This window comes from Streptomyces sp. NPDC048057 (genome assembly GCF_040653095.1).
Lineage (GTDB): Bacteria > Actinomycetota > Actinomycetes > Streptomycetales > Streptomycetaceae > Streptomyces.
On record NZ_JBEZNF010000005.1, the window covers coordinates 135039 to 154093 of the forward strand.

General features: G+C 72.0%; 15 protein-coding genes. 8 read left to right on the forward strand and 7 right to left on the reverse strand.

What is annotated here, in order from left to right; all coding sequences use genetic code 11:
- Positions 1–112 precede the first annotated feature (112 nt).
- From uvrB to AB0E05_RS07395, 4 genes are all read left to right on the forward strand, one after another.
- Complete coding sequence (gene uvrB, locus AB0E05_RS07380) at positions 113–2242, forward strand: excinuclease ABC subunit UvrB (protein ID WP_361960257.1); 2130 nt, start codon at positions 113–115, stop codon at positions 2240–2242.
- Positions 2243–2377: 135 nt separating this feature from the next.
- Positions 2378–2956: a TerD family protein gene (locus AB0E05_RS07385; protein ID WP_361960260.1), complete on the forward strand. Its 579-nt coding sequence runs from the start codon at positions 2378–2380 to the stop codon at positions 2954–2956.
- Between the two features lie 177 nt (positions 2957–3133).
- Positions 3134–5137, forward strand: coding sequence for a TerD family protein (locus AB0E05_RS07390; RefSeq protein WP_361960262.1), 2004 nt, complete (start codon positions 3134–3136; stop codon positions 5135–5137).
- A 218-nt stretch (positions 5138–5355) separates the two neighbouring features.
- Positions 5356–6387: a TerC family protein gene (locus tag AB0E05_RS07395; RefSeq protein WP_361960264.1), complete on the forward strand. Its 1032-nt coding sequence runs from the start codon at positions 5356–5358 to the stop codon at positions 6385–6387.
- 108 nt (positions 6388–6495) lie between these two features.
- On the opposite strand, the gene AB0E05_RS07400 is transcribed toward AB0E05_RS07395, so the two are convergent.
- From AB0E05_RS07400 to AB0E05_RS07415, 4 genes are all read right to left on the reverse strand, one after another.
- Positions 6496–7671: an ABC transporter permease gene (locus tag AB0E05_RS07400; RefSeq protein WP_361960568.1), complete on the reverse strand. Its 1176-nt coding sequence runs from the start codon at positions 7669–7671 to the stop codon at positions 6496–6498.
- A gap of 116 nt (positions 7672–7787) precedes the next feature.
- Entirely contained in the window at positions 7788–8480 is a 693-nt protein-coding gene (locus AB0E05_RS07405) for an ABC transporter ATP-binding protein (RefSeq protein ID WP_361960266.1), read from the reverse strand.
- Complete coding sequence (locus AB0E05_RS07410) at positions 8477–9655, reverse strand: peptidoglycan-binding domain-containing protein (protein ID WP_361960268.1); 1179 nt, start codon at positions 9653–9655, stop codon at positions 8477–8479. Before AB0E05_RS07410 ends, AB0E05_RS07405 begins: the two co-directional genes overlap by 4 nt.
- Complete coding sequence (locus tag AB0E05_RS07415) at positions 9648–10232, reverse strand: hypothetical protein (RefSeq protein ID WP_361960270.1); 585 nt, start codon at positions 10230–10232, stop codon at positions 9648–9650. The genes AB0E05_RS07410 and AB0E05_RS07415 overlap by 8 nt, the downstream gene beginning before the upstream one ends.
- A gap of 197 nt (positions 10233–10429) precedes the next feature.
- Here AB0E05_RS07415 and AB0E05_RS07420 point away from each other — a divergent pair, with 197 nt between their 5' ends.
- Both AB0E05_RS07420 and AB0E05_RS07425 read left to right on the forward strand, forming a co-directional pair.
- Positions 10430–11086 (forward strand): response regulator transcription factor, encoded by a 657-nt coding sequence (locus AB0E05_RS07420; RefSeq protein WP_361960272.1) that lies wholly within the window; start codon positions 10430–10432, stop codon positions 11084–11086.
- On the forward strand, positions 11083–12423 hold the full coding sequence (locus tag AB0E05_RS07425) for a HAMP domain-containing sensor histidine kinase (protein WP_361960274.1): 1341 nt from the start codon (positions 11083–11085) through the stop codon (positions 12421–12423). Before AB0E05_RS07420 ends, AB0E05_RS07425 begins: the two co-directional genes overlap by 4 nt.
- A gap of 12 nt (positions 12424–12435) precedes the next feature.
- Here the strand turns inward: AB0E05_RS07425 and AB0E05_RS07430 are convergent, their stop codons facing one another.
- Positions 12436–13092 carry an MBL fold metallo-hydrolase gene (locus AB0E05_RS07430; protein ID WP_361960276.1) on the reverse strand — a complete coding sequence of 219 codons (657 nt, stop codon included), beginning with the start codon at positions 13090–13092 and terminating at the stop codon, positions 12436–12438.
- A 52-nt stretch (positions 13093–13144) separates the two neighbouring features.
- The gene (locus AB0E05_RS07435) at positions 13145–13852 is read right to left on the reverse strand and encodes a maleylpyruvate isomerase family mycothiol-dependent enzyme (RefSeq protein WP_361960278.1); all 708 of its coding nucleotides are present in this window, start codon (positions 13850–13852) and stop codon (positions 13145–13147) included.
- Between the two features lie 253 nt (positions 13853–14105).
- Here AB0E05_RS07435 and uvrA point away from each other — a divergent pair, with 253 nt between their 5' ends.
- Positions 14106–17075 carry an excinuclease ABC subunit UvrA gene (gene uvrA, locus AB0E05_RS07440; RefSeq protein WP_361960280.1) on the forward strand — a complete coding sequence of 990 codons (2970 nt, stop codon included), beginning with the start codon at positions 14106–14108 and terminating at the stop codon, positions 17073–17075.
- A 436-nt stretch (positions 17076–17511) separates the two neighbouring features.
- Here the strand turns inward: uvrA and AB0E05_RS07445 are convergent, their stop codons facing one another.
- Positions 17512–18405, reverse strand: coding sequence for a carbohydrate kinase (locus tag AB0E05_RS07445; RefSeq protein WP_361960281.1), 894 nt, complete (start codon positions 18403–18405; stop codon positions 17512–17514).
- 196 nt (positions 18406–18601) lie between these two features.
- On the opposite strand from AB0E05_RS07445, the gene AB0E05_RS07450 reads away from it, so the two are divergent.
- Entirely contained in the window at positions 18602–19042 is a 441-nt protein-coding gene (locus tag AB0E05_RS07450; RefSeq protein WP_361960283.1) for a Rieske (2Fe-2S) protein, read from the forward strand.
- Positions 19043–19055: the final 13 nt, after the last annotated feature.

A 19055-nucleotide genomic window follows, 5' to 3' on the forward strand; every position in this document is an offset into this window, starting at 1 on the left:
CCCGCCGCGGCGCCCCCGCCCCGGCCTCCGGCACTGCCGTTCGCCCTGCTCAGCGCCGCTACCGGTCCCCGTCCGACCCTCGTTGTCAGTGGGGGGTCGTACCGTGGGACCCATGCGGCCCGTTTCCGATATCGAACGTACGGTGGCGCCTTTCGAGGTCGTCAGTCCCTTCAAGCCCAGCGGCGACCAGCCCACGGCCATCGCCGACCTGGAGCGGCGCATCCGTGCCGGCGAGAGGGACGTCGTCCTGCTCGGTGCCACCGGCACCGGCAAATCCGCCACCACGGCGTGGATGATCGAGAAGCTGCAGCGTCCCACCCTGGTGATGGCGCCGAACAAGACCCTCGCCGCCCAGCTGGCGAACGAGTTCCGCGAGCTCCTGCCGAACAACGCCGTCGAGTACTTCGTCTCGTACTACGACTACTACCAGCCCGAGGCGTACGTCCCGCAGTCGGACACCTACATCGAGAAGGACTCCTCGATCAACGAGGAGGTCGAGCGGCTGCGCCACTCCGCGACGAACTCGCTCCTCACCCGGCGCGACGTGGTCGTCGTCGCCTCCGTCTCCTGCATCTACGGCCTCGGCACCCCGCAGGAGTACGTGGACCGCATGGTCCAGCTCAAGGTGGGCCAGGAGGTCGACCGCGACCAGCTGCTGCGACGCTTCGTCGACATCCAGTACACGCGCAACGACACCGCGTTCACCCGCGGCACCTTCCGGGTCCGTGGGGACACCATCGAGATCTTCCCGGTGTACGAAGAGCTCGCGGTCCGCATCGAGATGTTCGGCGACGAGATCGAGGCCCTCTCCACGTTGCACCCGCTCACCGGCGAGATCCTCAGCGAGGACCAGTCGCTCTACGTCTTCCCGGCCAGTCACTACGTGGCCGGCCCCGAACGCCTGGAGAAGGCGGTCAACGGCATCGAGGCGGAGCTGGAGCAGCGGCTGGCCGAGTTGGACAAGCAGGGCAAGCTCCTGGAGGCCCAGCGGCTGCGGATGCGCACCACGTACGACATCGAGATGATGCGGCAGATCGGCTCCTGCTCCGGCATCGAGAACTACTCGATGCACTTCGACGACCGCGAGCCCGGCTCCCCGCCCAACACCCTCCTCGACTACTTCCCCGAGGACTTCCTGCTGGTCATCGACGAGTCGCACGTCACCGTGCCGCAGATCGGCGCGATGTACGAGGGCGACGCCTCCCGCAAGCGGACGCTGGTGGACCACGGCTTCCGGCTGCCGTCCGCGCTCGACAACCGCCCCCTGAAGTGGGAGGAGTTCACCGAGCGGATCGGGCAGACGGTCTATCTGTCGGCCACCCCCGGCGCCTACGAACTCTCCCGCGGCGACGGCTTCGTGGAGCAGATCATCCGGCCCACCGGCCTGGTCGACCCCGAGGTCGTGGTCAAGCCCACCGAGGGACAGATCGACGACCTGGTGCACGAGATCAGGCTGCGCACCGAGCGCGACGAGCGGGTGCTCGTCACCACCCTCACCAAGAAGATGGCCGAGGACCTCACGGACTACTTCCTGGAGCTCGGCATCCAGGTGCGCTATCTGCACAGCGACGTCGACACCCTGCGCCGGGTCGAGCTGCTGCGCGAGCTGCGCGCCGGTGAGTACGACGTCCTCGTCGGCATCAACCTGCTGCGGGAGGGCCTGGACCTGCCCGAAGTGTCCCTGGTCGCCATCCTCGACGCCGACAAGGAGGGCTTCCTGCGCTCCGGCACCTCCCTCATCCAGACGATCGGCCGCGCGGCGCGCAACGTCTCCGGCCAGGTCCACATGTACGCGGACAAGATCACGCCGGCGATGGAGAAGGCCATCGACGAGACCAACCGCCGCCGTGAGAAGCAGATCGCGTACAACACCGAGCGGGGCATCGACCCCCAGCCGCTGCGCAAGAAGATCAACGACATCGTCGCGACCATCGCGCGTGAGGAGATCGACACCGAGGAGCTGCTGGGCACGGAGTACCGCAGGCCCAAGGAGGGCAAGGGTGCCAAGGCCCCGGTGCCCGCGCTGCGCAGCGCTGCGGGCAAGGGGGCGGCGGGCGCCAAGGGTGGCGTCGTCGCCACGGACCGACCCGCGGCCGAACTGTCCGCGATCATCGAGGAGATGACCGAGCGGATGCGCGCCGCCGCGGCGGACCTCCAGTTCGAGGTGGCCGCCCGGTTGCGCGACGAGGTCGGCGAGTTGAAGAAGGAGTTGCGGCAGATGAAGGAGGCAGGGCTCGCCTGACGCCGGGGCTCCTTTCTGTGTTGCAAGAACGACACAAATCCCGGACAGTCGTGCCGCACGCTTGACGTGGGTGCGTAGGGTGCAGGACAGCCGCTCATCTGGGCGGTAGCACTTCAAGGAAGAAGGGGACAGCGCGTGACGGTCAACATGACCAAGGGTCAGGCCATCAGCCTGCAGAAGAGCGACGGGGGCGCCCTCACCGCAGTGCGGATGGGGCTCGGGTGGCAGGCGGCGGCCCGCCGCGGTCTGTTCGGCTCGCGCACGAAGGAGATCGACCTCGACGCTTCGGCGGTGCTCTTCGCCGACAAGCAGCCGGTCGACGTGGTCTTCTTCCGCCACCTCGTGAGCGACGACGGCTCCGTCCGCCACACCGGCGACAACCTCGTCGGTGGTGCCGGCTCGGGCGGCGACGACGAGGCCGTCCTCGTGGACCTGTCGCGGGTGCCCGTCCACATCGACCAGATCGTCTTCACGGTGAACTCCTTCACCGGCCAGACGTTCCAGGAGGTCAAGAACGCCTTCTGCCGCATCGTGGACGAGAGCAACGGCCAGGAACTCGCCCGCTACACCCTCGACGGCGGCGGCAACTACACCGCGCAGATCATGGCGAAGGTGCACCGCGTGGGCACCGGCTGGAAGATGACGGCTCTGGGCAACCCGGCCAACGGCCGCACCTTCCAGGACCTGATGCCCGCGATCCTGCCGCACCTGTGAGGAACGGTCGCCGGCAGGCACCGTAGGACGTAGGACGAGGACGCAGCTCCCGGAGGCAGATCGGCCGCCGGGAGCTGCACCGCTTGCCGCCGCGGTGCACGGCGCCGGCACCGCGCCGACCCACCACTTCGACGATCGACAGCACCGAAGACCGAACAGCATCGAGGGGACGAGGCGATGACGGCCGAGCTGGTCCGTGGGCAGAACCATCCGCTGCCCGACAGCCGTCTGGAGGTCCGGGTGTCCGCCGGCCACGCGGTCGTGGCCTGCGCCACCTGCACCGACGAGGGGGACGCCACCCGGGACGAGTGGCTCGTGCACCCCGGATCGCCCCGATTGCCCGGCCTGGAGGTGCCCACCGGCGCCACCGAAGCCCCGCGCTACACCGTCGACCTGGACGCGGTCGACGCGGCCGTCCACCGCATCCACCTGGTGATCGCCCTCCCCGAGAGCGCTGGTGGACCGGCCCACTTCGGCGCCACGGCCGCCCCGTTCCTCGCCGTCACCGGCCGGGACGGCGCGGAGGTCGCCAGCTTCACCATCACGGAACTGGGCGCGGAGACGGCCGTCGAAGCCCTGGAGCTGTACCGGCGCCAGGGCGTCTGGAAGGTGCGCGCCGTCGGTCAGGGGTACGCGGGCGGGCTCGGCCGCCTCCTCGCCGACCAGGGGCTCGACCGCGCCCTGGAGCGGGCCGCCGAGGTGCAGGCCGCGGTCGCCCGGCCGACGCCCCGCGCCGAGCCGGCCCCGCTCCGTACGCGCAGCGCGTCGGAGGGCACGTACGCCCCGGGCACCCCGGCCAGCACCGGCAGCAACACCGGCGCCCGCCAGGGAGGCCAGACGCCGACCCCCGGAGGGCCGGACGCGACCGTTGCGGACGGTTTCCCGGGCGCCGCTGCGGCGCAGCCCGCGCCCCAGCCGTCGGCCGACACCGCCCAGCAGGAGGCGTCTGCGGGCTCCGGGGGCCGGATCGACTACTCGCACCCCCGCCGCCGCTCCGTACCACCCCCGCCGCCGCCGACCGCGCCCGCCCCACAGCCTGGCGAGCCCGCCCGCCCGGTCGCGGGCGACGCGACCGGCTGGTCCATGGAGGAGCGCCTCTACAACCAGATCTGGGGGATGTTCGAGGACCTGGCGCGCAGCGTCGCCGCCTACCGCAGCGCCGTGGAGTTCGCCGAGTCCCGGATGGACCAGGAGCTGGACCGGGCGCTGTCCGACCCGCGCAACAGGATCGGCGGCGCCGGCGACGCGGCCCGGGACGCGGCCCGCACCAAGTGCGAGCAGCTCACGGCCCAGGCCCGCCAGGCGCTCGACCGCGACCTCGCACAGCTGTCCGCGGAGTCGGACGTCGTCGAGCCCGCCCTGCCGGCCGCCTTCGCCCGCTGGGACAACCCCGTCTGGCACGCCTACCGGGTGCCCATGGAGACGCCGATGGCGCTGCGCCTCGGCGACCTCCAGCTGCCCGAGTCTCCCGAGCTGCGCATCCCGTTCCTGATCAGGCTGCCGCTGGAGCGCGGGCTGTGGGTGGACAGCGGGCGCGCCGGGTCCGAGGCGGCGATCATGCTGGACGACGCCCAGCTACGGAAGCTCGCCATGGACTGCGCCGTGGCGCACGCGGCCCGGCTGGTGGCGGTCCATCCCCCCGGGGACTTCGCGGTCCACGTCATCGACCCGGCCGGCACGGGGGCGCCCTCGCTGGCGCCGCTGGTCGGGTCCGGCGTGCTGGCCGCCCCGCCGGCCACCGGCGCGCAGGGCGTCAGCCAGACCCTCGCGAAGCTCACCCAGCGGGTCGACCTGGTGACCATGGCCGTACGGGGCGGGGCGCCCGACGCGCTCCCGCCCGACCTGGACACGGCGGAGCAGCTGCTGATCGTCAACGACTTCCCGCACGGCTTCGACGACCGGGCCGTCACCCAGCTGCGCTACCTCGCCGACGAGGGCCCGCAGGTGGGCGTGCACCTGATGATGGTGGCGGACCGGGAGGACGCCAGTGCGTACGGGCCGGTCCTGGATCCCCTGTGGCGCTCGTTGCTGCGCGTCACCCCGGTCCCGGACGACCATCTGGCGGACCCGTGGGTGAGGCATTCGTGGACGTACCAGCCCCCGGCGGTCCCGCCGGGGAGCGCGATCCTGCGCCAGGTGCTGGACCAGGTCTCCGAAGCGCGACGGTCCTGGGAGACCTGAGCAGGGGTTTTTAAGATTTGTTTGCCAACTGTTTTACCTGGGGTGGAGAACTCCTGTACGCTCCAATGAGCGGAGGGGAGTACTCCCGGTCTGCGGCGTACTCGTCAGTACGGACTGAAAGTCCCGGGGCGCCGGCCTGTGGTGGCGAAGCCACTCGGGTGGAGGAGACCTCCGGCAGCGACGACGCTGAACCATAGCCGTACGACGCCGGAGGCGCAGTGGACGTTTCATTGTCTTTGTGGGTTCTGACCATCCTCGGTCTGTCCGCCCTGATCGCGGTCGACTTCTTCATCGGGCGCAAGCCCCATGACGTGTCGATCAAGGAAGCCGGAATCTGGACCATCGTCTGGATCGTGCTGGCGGTGCTCTTCGGCATCGGCCTGGCGATCTGGGGCACCAGCCAGGCGTCCGGAGAGTTCTTCGCCGGCTTCATCACCGAGAAGTCGCTCAGCGTCGACAACCTCTTCGTCTTCGTCCTGATCATGGCGAAGTTCTCGGTGCCCTCCCACCTCCAGCAGCGCGTGCTGCTGATCGGTGTGCTGATCGCGCTGGTCCTGCGGGCCATCTTCATCGCCGCGGGCGCCGCGATCATCTCCAGCTTCTCCTGGGTCTTCTACATCTTCGGCGCGTTCCTGATCTACACCGCCTGGAAGCTCATCCAGGAGGCGCGCGCCGACGAAGAGGAAGAGGACATCGAGGACAACCGCCTCCTCAAGTCCGTCCAGAAGAAGTTCGGCGTCGCGGACCAGTACCACGGCACCAAGCTCTTCATCCAGCAGAACGGCAAGCGCATCCTGACCCCGCTGATGGTGGTCATGCTCGCCATCGGCACCACCGACGTGCTGTTCGCGCTGGACTCGATCCCGGCGATCTTCGGCCTGACCCAGGACCCGTACATCGTCTTCACGGCCAACGCGTTCGCCCTGATGGGTCTGCGCCAGCTGTACTTCCTCATCGGCGGACTGCTGAAGAAGCTGGTCCACCTCAGCTACGGCCTCTCGGTGATTCTCGGCTTCATCGGCGTCAAGCTGGTGCTGCACGCGCTCCACGAGAGCGGAGTGAGCGTCCCGGAGATCTCCATCGCGTTCTCGCTCTCGGTCATCTGCGGCGTGCTGGTCATCACCACGATCACCAGCCTCATCGCCTCGAAGAAGCAGTCCGAGCGGGAAGCCGCCGCCGCGGTCGCCGGCTCCGGCGACGACGGCTCGGACGGCTCCGGCAAGTCCGAGAAGGACAGCGTCGACGCGTAACGCTCGACACCGGCTCGCCCCCACCGGGCGACCGAACCGCACAGGTGGGTGCGGCGGCTTCACGGCCGTCGCCCCCACCTGTCGCACGTTCCGCCGTCACGCGCCGGCTCAGGGCGCGGTGAGCGCCTCCGTCGGCGACAGCCGCGCTGCCCGTACGGCCGGATACAGCCCCGCCAGCGCGCCGATGGCCAGCGTCGCCCCGACCCCGCCGACGACCGCCCACACCGGGACGACCGACGGCCAGCCCTGATACACGGCGTACCCGCTGGTCACCGCAGCACCCAGCACCGCCCCGCCGATCCCGCCGAGTGCGGAGAGCAGCAGGGACTCGGCGAGGAACTGGTGGCGGACCTGCCCCCGCGTGGCCCCCAGCGAGCGCCGCAGCCCGACCTCGGCCCGACGCTCCAGCACCGAGATGACCATGGTGTTGGCCACCCCGACCCCGCCGACCAGCAGGGCGACCGCGCCCAGGCCCAGCAGCAGGCCCGTGAACGCCTCGCCCGCCGCCTGCTGTGCGGCCAGCGCGTCGGACGGCCGGGACACGTCGACCTCGTTCGGCGCCTTCGGGTTCGCCGTCGTGCCCAGCACCGTGCGCACGTCCTCCACGGACGCCTCGTCGGACCGGGTGTACAGCACCGTGGCATGGCCGTCGAACCCCAGCTCCGACGCCGCCGCCGGCCAGCCCACCAGCGCCGCCGTGTCCAGCTCGGGGGCGAGCGGAGCCGGTTCGAGCACCCCGACGACGGTGAACAGGCGGTTCCCGATCAGTACCTGGGTGCCCGGTTCGATCCGTCCGATGCCCAGCCGCTGCGCCGCTGACGCCCCGAGGACGGTCGCGGGGTAACGGCCCGTGGACGCGTTCAGCCACACCCCGCTGCGCAGCTCGGCGGCGACCGTCTTCAGCAGATCGGTCCGGGCGGCGTACGCGGCCAGGCCGTTCGTCTCCACCTTGGGGATCTTCCCGCTGCGATAGACCGCGGTGTCCGGGACCTTGCCGATCGCCGACACCGCGCTCACCGGCCCGATCCGGTCCACCATCGACTCCGCCTCCAGCGGCAGCTGGGCGCTCTCGCCGGTGAAGGTGGAGCCCGGCGAGACCGTCAGCACGTTGGTGCCCAGGGCGCGCAGCGTACGGTCCAGCTCGGCGCGCGAGGACGACGAGACGCCCACCACCGCCACCATCGCGGCGATGCCGATGGCGATGCCCAGCGCGGACAGGAAGGCGCGCAGCGGACGCGTCCGCAGCCCCACCGCGCCGACCCGGAGCACGTCGGGCAGCCCCATCCGGGCCGGCCGCAGCGCGCGGGCGGCCGTGCGTTCCCGGCGCCGTTGCCTCATCCGTCGTCCCTTCGGCTTCTTCCCGGGGCGTTCCTGCGCCGACGGCGCCAACACGTCGGAGGTCATCGGCGTGCCTCCGTCGCCCCGGCGCCGGCCCACACGTCCGCCACCACCCGCCCGTCGCGCATCCGCACCTGCCGCGGCAGGGACGCCGCGATCTCCCGGTCGTGGGTGATGACCAGTACGGTCGTACCGCCCGCGTGCAGCCCCCGCAGCAGCCGCATCACCCCCTCGCCGGACGCGGAGTCCAGCGCTCCGGTCGGTTCGTCCGCGAGCAGCAGCGGCGGGTCCCCGGCGACCGCGCGGGCGATCGCCACCCGCTGCTTCTCGCCCCCGGACAGCTCGTTCGGCTCGTGGTCCATCCGATGGCCGAGCCCGACCCGCTCCAGCGCGGCAGCCGCCCGCCGGCGCCGCTCGCCGCGGCGAAGCCCGCAGTACAGGAGGCCGTCGGCCACGTTGTCCAGGGCCGTGGTGCCGGCCGCCAGGTGGAACTGCTGGAAGACGAAGCCGATCCGGCTCGCCCGCAGCGCCGAGAGCCCGGAATCCGAGAGCGCGGCCACGTCGTACCCGTCGATCCGCACCTCGCCCCGCGTCGGACGGTCCAGCGTGCCCAGCACGTGCAGCATGGTGGACTTGCCGGAGCCGGACGGGCCGACGATCCCGACCAGCTCGCCCGCGGCGACGTCCAGGGACACCCCGCCGAGCGCGGCCACCCCGCCCGGGTACACCTTGGTCACCTCCGTCAGTGAGATCACTCGGGCATCCCCACGCTCGTGCCCTCGGCGATGCCCGGCCCGGAGACCTCCACCCGCCCCTGGGCGAACATGCCCGCGGTGACCGGGACGTACGAACTGGTTCCGCCCTTGACGACCTCCACCCCGAAGCCGCCCTCGGCCAGCGCCAGCAGCGCCGCGACCGGGACCGTCAGCACGCCCTTGCGGGTCTCGGCGACGAAGTCGACGTCGACCGCCGCCATCACGTACGCATCGGCCGCCTTCTGCGCCTTCGCGCCCTGCAGGGTCACGACGACCTCGACCTTCGTCGACGCCTCCTGGTCCTGTCCGGTCGCCGGCTCGATGACGGTGGAGACCTCGTCGATGCGGCCCTGCGCCCGGGAGTTGTCGGGGAGGGTGACGTCGACGGTCGCACCCTTCTTCGCCAACCGCAGGTCGTCGGCTTCGAGGTCGACGGTGACGGCCTTGGCGGTGCCGGTGTACGACAGGACCTTGCCGCCCATCTGGAGCCCGCCGCCCTTCTCGGCCTCCAACGCGTCCACCCGCACCTCGCCAGGGGCGAACACCACCCGCCCCAGCTCCACGGCGCCGGTCTCCGCCACGCCCAGGTCCTCCTGCCAGGCGCGCACGGCGTCCGCGGTGGCGTCGGTGAACTCGTCGTCGACGGTGAAGCCGCGGTGCCCGAGCGCGTGCAGATTGCTCTCCAACTGGCGTACGTCCGCGCCTTCGACGCCCGTCTTCAGCGTCCGGTACGCGGGCAGGGAGCCGTACAACAGCGTCACCGGCGCGTCGTCGACGGCGTAGAGGGGCTTGCCGCGGGCGACGCGGTCGCCGGCCTTCGGGAGCGCGGTGACCGTGCCGCCGAGCCTGCTGGTGAGGTCGGTCGTGGTGCCGTACCCGAGTTCGCCGTCCGCGGTCTCCACGTCCCGCAGGTCCTGCCGCGTCACCTTGCCCGTGCTCGGAGGGCGTTCGTCGCGCGCCGCGTCCTCGGACGAACCGTCGTCGGCGACGAAGTCCAGCGCGGTCACGGCGCCCGCGCCGAGCACCGCGAGCACGGCGAGCGCGACGGCCGTCTTCCGGCCGCGGCCCTTGCGGCGCCGGGCGCTCGGCCCCGGCGGCGCCGTCAGGTCGACGGCGGCCGGCGGCCCGTCCTCCTCGCAGTCACCGCCCTGCGACACCCCTGCCGGCTCAGCCATCGAGCCTGCCCCCCTCGGGCGGCTTCGGCATGGTGTTCTTGCACTTTTCCTCGGCCTTCTTGAAGTTCGGGTTCTGGCCCTGCTCCGGGCCGACCCTGATGCCGCCGCCGGGGCTCGGGTCGGGGAAGTCCTCCACGCCGTTCTCCCGCATGCACCGGGCGTACTTGCGCATGTTCTCCATGGCCTCGGGGTCGACCTGGCCCCGGCCTTCGCCCTGCGGCAGGTGCTCGGCGCACGCCTTCTGGGCCTTGTCCATCTTCTCCTTGGGGACCCCGTTCCCCTTGAGGGTCAGCCGGCCGTCCTGCGGGTCCTCCATGGCGATGCCGTTCTCCCGCATGCACTGGGCGAACTTCACCGCCCCCTCCTTCGGGTCCGGCTTCTTCCCGGAGCCGCCGCCGGACGGTTGGCCGTCCTTCGTGTCGCGGGTGGATCCGCTCTCGACCGAGGCCACGTCCTTCCCGTCGTCGTCGGAGCCGCACCCGGTCAGGACCAGGGCCAGGCCCAGGGGGAGGGCGGCGAAGGCCGTCGCGGCCCGGACGCGTGGTGAACGCCGGCCCGTACGGGGGGATGTGCGCATGGATCGTCTCCTCGAAGTGCGCGTCGCGCTGCGGGCCGGTCGGATCCGGCCGCTTCGACGAGCGATGCAACGCGGCCCGCCGTTTCCCCGCCGTTTCCGGTGGCCGGACGGGCGGGAGCACGGCACCACCTAACGCCGGGGAAACGCGCCGCCCGGCACCATGACCCCTCCGGGCAACGGACGAAGGAAGGCTCCTGATGCGGGTGTTGGTGGTGGAGGACGAGCCGAAGCTCGCCGACGCGATCGCCGAGTGGCTGCGCGGCGAGGCGCACGCCGTCGACGTGGTCCACGACGGCGCCGCCGCGATCGAGCGCATCGGGGTCAACGACTACGACGTCGTCGTCCTGGACCGGGACCTGCCGGCCGTGCACGGGGACGAGGTCTGCCGCCACGTGGGGGAGTGCGGCGCCGACGCCCGCGTCCTGATGCTCACCGCCGCCGCCGAGGTCGCCGACCGCGTCGACGGCCTCGGCCTGGGCGCCGACGACTACCTCACCAAACCCTTCGCCTTCGCCGAACTCGCCGCCCGGGTCCAGGCGCTGGGCCGGCGCGCGCGGCCCGCGGCGCCGCCCGTGCTGCGGCGCGCCGGCATCAGCCTCGATCCGGCCCGCCGCGAGGTCTTCCGGGACGGACGGTACGTACCGCTGTCGCGCAAGGAGTTCGCCGTACTGACCGAGCTGCTGCGCGCCGACGGTGCGGCGGTCTCCGCCGAGCAACTGCTGGAGAAGGCGTGGGACGAGCACGCGGACCCGTTCACGGGCGCGGTGCGGCTCGCGGTCCTCAAGCTCCGGCGCAAGCTCGGCGAACCGCCGATCGTGGAGACCGTGACGGGAGCGGGGTACCGGATCGCATGACGCCCGCGCCCGCCGCCGGCACCGGCGCCCCGCCGTCGTCCGGCCGCCGTCCCCGCGCACGCCGCTTCCCGCGGTGGCCACGGCCGTTGGGCTACCTGACGGAGAAGCTGCCCCTGCGCGCTCGGCTCACCCTGATCTACGCGGGCCTGTTCATGGTCGCCGGGGTGGCGCTGCTCGGTGCCACCTACGTCCTGTTCCAGAAGCAGGTCAACAGCGGAGGCATGCTCATCGAGAAGCGCTTGGGGCCCGACGCAACGGGGCCACCGGTGACGGCGGGCCCCCGGCCCAGCCCGTCGTACGCGGTGATCGAAGGCGCGGACGTCCCGGCCCCCGGCGGCGCCGAACTGTCGAAGCACAACCGCCAGCAGCTGAACGACGCCGCCGCGACCAGCCTGCTCAGCCAGGGCGGTCTGGTGCTGGTGGTGGTCGGCGGTGCGGCGGCGGGCTTCGGCTGGCTCGTCGCCGGCCGGGTCCTCGCACCGCTGCGCCAGGTCACCGAGACCGCGCGGCGGATAGCGGCGGCGCCCGCGGCCGGCCGCGGACTCCACGAGCGCATCGCCCTCGACGGCCCCCAGGACGAGGTCAAGGTGCTGGCGGACACCTTCGACACGATGGTCGAGCGGCTGGACCGCTCCTTCGACGGCCAACGGCGCTTCGTGGCCAACGCCTCCCACGAACTGCGCACCCCGCTCACCCTCGGCCGGGCGCTCGTCGAGATGGCCATGCACCGCAAGCGGGCGTCCGACGACGTCAAACGGCTCGGCGAGGACCTGCTGGAGATCAACATTCGGCACGAGCGGCTGATCAGCGGGCTGCTGCTGCTCGCCGACTCGGAGAACGAGGTCACCGAACGGCTGCCGGTGGACCTCGCGGACGTCGTCGTGCACGTGGTCGCGCAGACCGCGCCGGAGGCCGCGCAGGCCGGCGTCACCGTCCAGGAGAACGCCGAGGAGGCGCCGACGGCGGGCAATGCGCTGCTGCTCGAACGGCTGGTCCACAACCTCGTGGAGAACGGCATCCGGCACAACAGCGGTACCGGCGGCCGGCTGACGGTCACCAGCCGCACCACCGACGACGGGAGCGCCGAGGTCGAGGTCGCCAACACCGGGCCCGCGGTGACGCCGTTCGACGTGCCGAGGCTCTTCGAACCGTTCCAACGGCTGGGCAAGGACCGGGTGATCAGCGTGAAGGGCGCCGGCCTCGGACTCTCGATCGTCCGTGCCGTGGCGCGGGCGCACGGGGGCGCCGTCGACGCCCGACCGCGCGGGGGCGGCGGGCTCGTGGTCACGGTGACGCTTCCGGCCGCTCCTGACCCCGTACCGCCGGCCAGGCCCTGAGCCTCCGCGAGGTCACCAGCCGCGGGCGCGCCACTCCGGCAGGTGCGGGCGCTCGGCGCCCAGCGTGGTGTCCCTGCCGTGCCCCGGATACACCCAGGTCTCGTCCGGCAGCACGGCGAACAGCTTCGCCTCCACGTCGCCCAGCAGGCTGGCGAAGGCCGCCGGGTCCTGGTGGGTGTTGCCCACGCCGCCGGGGAAGAGGCAGTCCCCGGTGAAGACGTGCGGATGGCCGTGCGGGTCGTCGTAGACGAGGGCGATCGAGCCGGGGGTGTGGCCCACCAGATGCCGCGCTGTCAGCCCGACCCGGCCGACCCGGATCACGTCCCCGTCCTCGACCGGCACGTCGGTCGGGACGGGGACGCCCTCCGCGTCGTCACGCCCCGCGTACGTCCGGGCGCCGGTCGCCGCCACGACCTCGGCGAGCGCCTGCCAGTGGTCGCCGTGGCGGTGGGTGGTGACCACGGCCGCGATCGAGTCGGCGCCGATCAACTGCAACAGGGTCGCGGCGTCGTTCGCCGCGTCGATCAGCAGTTGCTCGTCGGTGGCCCGGCAGCGCAGCAGATAGCTGTTGTTGTCCATCGGCCCGACCGCGACCTTGGAGATCATCAGGTCCGTCAGCTCGTGCACGTCCGCCGGCCCGCCGACCTTCACCACTCCGCTGTACGTCATGGGGCGAGCCTATAGCGGCCCACTGACAGCGGGCCGTACTCCGGCCACGCGCCTACAGCGGGGGCAGCACGGGGACCGGGCCGGCGTCCGCGGCGGCGGCCGTCGTCGCGGTCAGGCCCTCGCCGCGCCTGCGCCCGGCGAGCCAGCCCACCAGCGCGGGCAGCGGACCGGTGACGGTCACCGGCTCGCCCTCCGCGGCGCCCGTGGACCAGGCGGCGTCCGCCCCGGTCGCCACGACGCGCACCGGCGGGACGCCGTCGGCGCCGGAGAACCGGTCGCTGAGGAAGGCGGCCTCCCGCAGCAGGAAGTCCTGCGGCAGGTCCTCCAGCTCGTATCCCGCGTCCAGGTCGACGTGGTGGAGCTGCACCTCGACCAGGCGCCGGAAGGGGATGCGGGCGGCGCGGTCGGTGACGCCGTTGCGCAGCTCGACCGTGCGCTCCCAGTCCGCCGGCAGCGAGCCCACGGCGTGCAGCCGCGCCGCGCTGTCGCGCACGTCCGCGAGCTGCACGTCCAGCGGTCGACGGGCGTCCCGCTCGATGTCGGCGTCCCGCGCCTCGGCGCTCGCGTACATGGGTCGGCCCTCGAAAACGTTCACGAGGGCGTCGGCGTTCCGGGCGAGGTGGGCCAGTACGTGCCCCCTGGACCAGCCCGGAAGCCGTGACGGTCCGGCGAGTGCCGCGTTGTCCAGGGCGTCGGTCGCGGAGAGCAGCCGTTCGGTGGCCTCCCGTACGGATGCCAGGTCGCGTAGTGGATCGATCATGGCTCGACCCTAGTCCGGCCACACGATCGGGTGAAGGTGTCGCCCGGCGGCCATAAATCGAATGCACGTGCTATAGCCTGGGGCGAGGCATCCTTGGTTGTCGGGCATTCAACAGACACTGGCGCCGGCGGGCTCAGCCGGCCCCGGCGACCGGGCCCCATGGATCGGCGCTCCCCGTAGGCTGGAAAGGTCTGGGCCGGGGGCCGTGCCTGACGCATCCGACCAGACCACTCAAGAAAGGTGCGGATCCGGCGTGGCCGACCGTCTCATCGTTCGTGGCGCTCGCGAGCACAATCTGAAGAACGTCTCGCTCGACCTCCCCCGTGACTCGCTCATCGTCTTCACGGGCCTCTCGGGGTCGGGCAAGTCCTCGCTCGCCTTCGACACGATCTTCGCCGAGGGCCAGCGCCGCTATGTGGAGTCCCTGTCGTCCTACGCGCGCCAGTTCCTGGGGCAGATGGACAAGCCGGACGTCGACTTCATCGAGGGCCTGTCCCCGGCGGTCTCCATCGACCAGAAGTCCACCTCCCGCAATCCCCGCTCGACCGTCGGCACGATCACCGAGGTGTACGACTACCTCCGGCTGCTCTTCGCCCGCATCGGCAAGCCGCACTGCCCCGAGTGCCGCCGACCCATCTCCCGGCAGTCGCCGCAGGCCATCGTGGACAAGGTCCTGGAGCTGCCCGAGGGCAGCCGCTTCCAGGTGCTGTCGCCGCTGGTGCGCGAGCGCAAGGGCGAGTTCGTCGACCTCTTCGCCGACCTCCAGACCAAGGGCTACAGCCGTGCCCGGGTCGACGGGCAGACGATCCAGCTCGCCGAGCCGCCCAAGCTGAAGAAGCAGGAGAAGCACACCATCGAGGTGGTCGTCGACCGCCTCACGGTCAAGGACAGCGCGAAGCGCCGGCTGACGGACTCCGTGGAGACCGCCCTCGGGCTCTCCGGCGGCATGGTCGTGCTCGACTTCGTCGACCTCCCCGAGGACGACCCCGAGCGCGAGCGGATGTACTCGGAGCACCTGTACTGCCCGTACGACGACCTCTCCTTCGAGGAGCTGGAGCCCCGCTCCTTCTCCTTCAACTCGCCCTTCGGCGCCTGCCCCGACTGCACCGGCATCGGCACCCGCATGGAGGTCGACCCGGAGCTCCTCGTCCCGGACGAGGAGAAGTCCCTGGACGAGGGCGCGATCCACCCCTGGTCGCACGGCCACACCAAGGAGTACTTCGGCCGGCTGATCGGCGGGCTCTCCCAGGCGCTGGGCTTCCGCACCGACATCGCCTTCGCCGGACTGCCCCAGCGCGCCAAGAAGGCGCTGCTCAACGGTCACAAGACGCAGATCGAGGTGCGCTACCGCAATCGGTACGGCAGGGAGCGGGCGTACACCACGCCCGCCTTCGAGGGCGCCGTCCAGTTCGTCCGGCGGCGGTACCAGGAGGCCGAGAGCGACTCCAGCCGGGAGCGCTTCGAGGGCTACATGCGCGAGGTCCCCTGCCCCACCTGCGAAGGGACCCGCCTCAAGCCGGTCGTCCTCGCCGTCACGGTGATGGACCGCTCCATCGCGGAGATCTCCGCGATGTCGATCAGCGAGTGCGCCGAGTTCCTCGGCCGCCTCACGCTGGACGCCCGCGACAAGAAGATCGCGGAGCGGGTCCTCAAGGAGGTCAACGAGCGGCTGCGGTTCCTCGTCGACGTCGGCCTGGACTACCTCTCGCTGAACCGCGCCGCCGGCACCCTCTCCGGCGGCGAGGCCCAGCGCATCCGGCTCGCCACCCAGATCGGCTCCGGCCTCGTCGGCGTGCTGTACGTGCTGGACGAGCCGTCCATCGGCCTGCACCAGCGGGACAACCACCGGCTGATCGAGACCCTGGTCCGGCTGCGCGACATGGGCAACACCCTGATCGTCGTCGAGCACGACGAGGACACGATCAAGGTCGCCGACTGGGTGGTGGACATCGGCCCCGGCGCCGGCGAGCACGGCGGCAGGGTCGTCCACTCCGGCACCTTGAAGGAACTGCTCGGCAACAAGCAGTCGATGACCGGCCAGTACCTCTCCGGCAAGAAGGCCATCGCCACCCCGGACATCCGCCGGCCGATGGACCCGGGGCGCCGGATCACCGTGCGCGGCGCCCGGGAGAACAACCTGAAGGACATCGACGTCTCCTTCCCGCTCGGCGTGCTCACCGCGGTCACCGGCGTCTCGGGGTCCGGCAAGTCCACCCTGGTCAACGACATCCTCTACACCCACCTGGCGCGTGAGCTGAACGGCGCGAAGTCGGTGCCCGGCCGGCACACCAGGGTCGAGGGCGACGACCTCGTGGACAAGGTCGTGCACGTCGACCAGTCGCCCATCGGCCGCACCCCGCGGTCGAACCCGGCGACGTACACCGGCGTCTTCGACAACATCCGCAAGCTCTTCGCCGAGACGATGGAGGCCAAGGTCCGGGGCTACCAGCCCGGTCGCTTCTCCTTCAACGTCAAGGGCGGACGCTGCGAGAACTGCTCCGGCGACGGCACCATCAAGATCGAGATGAACTTCCTGCCGGACGTGTACGTCCCGTGCGAGGTCTGCCACGGAGCGCGCTACAACCGCGAGACGCTCGACGTGCACTACAAGGGCAAGTCGATCGCCGAGGTCCTGGACATGCCGATCGAGGAGGCCCTGGGCTTCTTCGAGGCCGTGCCGACCATCGCCCGCCACCTGAAGACCCTGCACGAGGTCGGGCTGGGGTACGTCCGGCTGGGGCAGCCGGCGCCCACCCTCTCCGGCGGTGAGGCCCAGCGCGTCAAGCTGGCCTCCGAGCTCCAGAAGCGGTCCACCGGGCGGACGGTGTACGTGCTCGACGAGCCGACCACCGGACTGCACTTCGAGGACATCAGCAAGCTGATCACGGTCCTGTCCGGCCTGGTCGACAAGGGCAACACGGTCATCGTCATCGAGCACAACCTCGACGTGATCAAGACCGCGGACTGGGTCGTCGACATGGGCCCCGAAGGGGGCCACGGCGGCGGCGTGGTGGTCGCCGAAGGCTCGCCGGAGGAGGTCGCCGGGGTGCCCACCAGCCACACCGGCAAGTTCCTGCGGGACATCCTCGACCCGGAGCGGCTGAGCGACGCGGCGGTGCCGCGGGCGCGGTCCGTGGCGAAGCGGACGGCGACGAAGAAGCCGGCCGCGAAGAAGGCCGCGGCCCCTGCCAAGAAGGCGGCGGCCCGCGCCCGCAAGGCGTAGCCGCGCCTGGCGGTGCCGGCCTCTCGGTACGGGCCCCGTTCGCCCGTACCGAGAGGCCGGAGACCGTTTTGCCGGGGACGTCCCCGGCGGGGTGGCGCGACCGGCTCGGTCCCGGCGGCCCCGTGGTGGGCCTGCCCGCGTAGTTCCTCCCCCTGTGCCCTGCGGGCACGGGAGGCCGTCCCAGCGCTCTTGTGCCCTGCGCGCCATGCTGTTGCCTCGGCGGGCGCGGTAGCGTCGTGCGGCTGTCCGCGTCGTCGCGCCTGTAACCCGGTGGGGGGCTTGTCGCGCAGTTCCGCCCCCTATGCCCAGAGGGCATGGGGGGACCCCCAGCGCCCCTGTTTCGCTCACCTTGTCGTTCACCCGTTGCCCCGTGGATCGCTCTACCGGGTGCCGCGGACGACGTCGCCGCACACCCGGCAGGATGTCCGCGTCGGCCCTAGGTCAGCTCATGGGCGTACGGCGGCTCCGCGCCCGGGCGGGAGCAGGTCACCGCGGCGGCGCGGGAGGCGAAGGTCAGGACCTCGTGCCAGCCGGCCGCGTCCAGCGCCGCCATTCCGTCGGCCGACAGGGCGTCTCGGGCGGCCAGGCCGTGCAGCAGGGCCGCGTTCACGGTGTCGCCCGCGCCGATGGTGTCCGCGACGGCCACCGTCGTCGCCGGCACCGAGACCTCCGTACCACCGCGGGGGAGGACCGTCAGACCGGCCGCGCCCCGGGTCAGCACCACCGCCGCCGGCCCTTCGGGCACCCCGCCCAGCCACCGCGCGTCGTCCTCGGAGAGCTTCAGCAGCCGGACGTACGGCAGCCAGGACGCGAAGCGCCTGCGGTACGCGGCCGGGTCGGGGATCAGTGGGCCCCTGATGTTCGGGTCGAGCAGGGTGCAGCGGCCGAGCCCGGCCTCCCGCAACAGCAGTCGTTCGTACGCGCTGGCGCCCGGTTCCAGGACCAGCGAGCAGGTGCCGAACGCCACCGCGAGGGTCTCCGCGGGCAGCGGGGGAGGCAGCTCGAACAGCCGGTCGGCCGTGCCCTGCGCGTAGAAGCCGTAGCCCGCCGAGCCGTCCGCCCCGAGGGAGGCGACCGCCAGCGTCGTCGGCTCGGGCCCGCGGGTCACCAGGGAGGTGTCCACCCCGGCCGCCCGCAGCCCGGCGAGCAGCGCGGCGCCGAAGGCGTCCGTCGAGATCCGGGAGCAGAACGCGGCCTCGGCGCCCAGCCGCCCCAGTGCCACGGCCGTGTTGTACGGGCCGCCGCCCCGCAGCGGGGCGAGCGGCGCCAGCGGCCCGCCGGCACCCTGGGGAACCAGGTCGATCAAGGCTTCTCCGGCCACGACGATCATGGCCCGAACGTAGTCCATGGACCTCGTCGCGCGGGAGGGAGCCCGAGCGCGGGCGTCCGGATCCGCGCCGGTATCGTCGGGTCCGTCGCCAGGGCGTGCCCGATCCTTCGGACGTGCTTCGGCACGGGCCGCCGCCGCGCCGCCCGGACCGTGCGACCCGCCGCACCCGATACGACCTCTGAACCGTGGAGCACTTATGTCCGGCCCCTCCCCAGCCGCCCGCCGCACCGTGCTGAAGAGCGCGGCCCTCGCCGGGGCCGCGGGGCTGGGGGTCGCCGCCTGCTCCACCGAGTCGAAGCTGGGGCGGGCGAAGAACCCGACCCCGACCGAGCCGGTCGACCTCGGTGCGGCGGACGCCGTGCCCGTCGGCGGGGCCCGGCTCTACAAGGAGAAGCGCCTGGTGGTGAGCTGTCCCGCCGAGGGGCAGTACCGGGCGTTCAGCGCACAGTGCACCCACGCCGGCTGTGCGCTGGACAAGGTCGAGGGCACCGAGGGCAACTGCCCGTGTCACGGCAGCCGCTTCGACGTCACCACCGGCAAGGCGCTGAACGGCCCGGCGACCGTGCCGCTGCCCGAGGTCCCGGTGACCGTGCGGGACGGCAAGCTGATCGCCGGCCCGGACGCCAAGAAGAGCTGACGCGGAAAGCAGC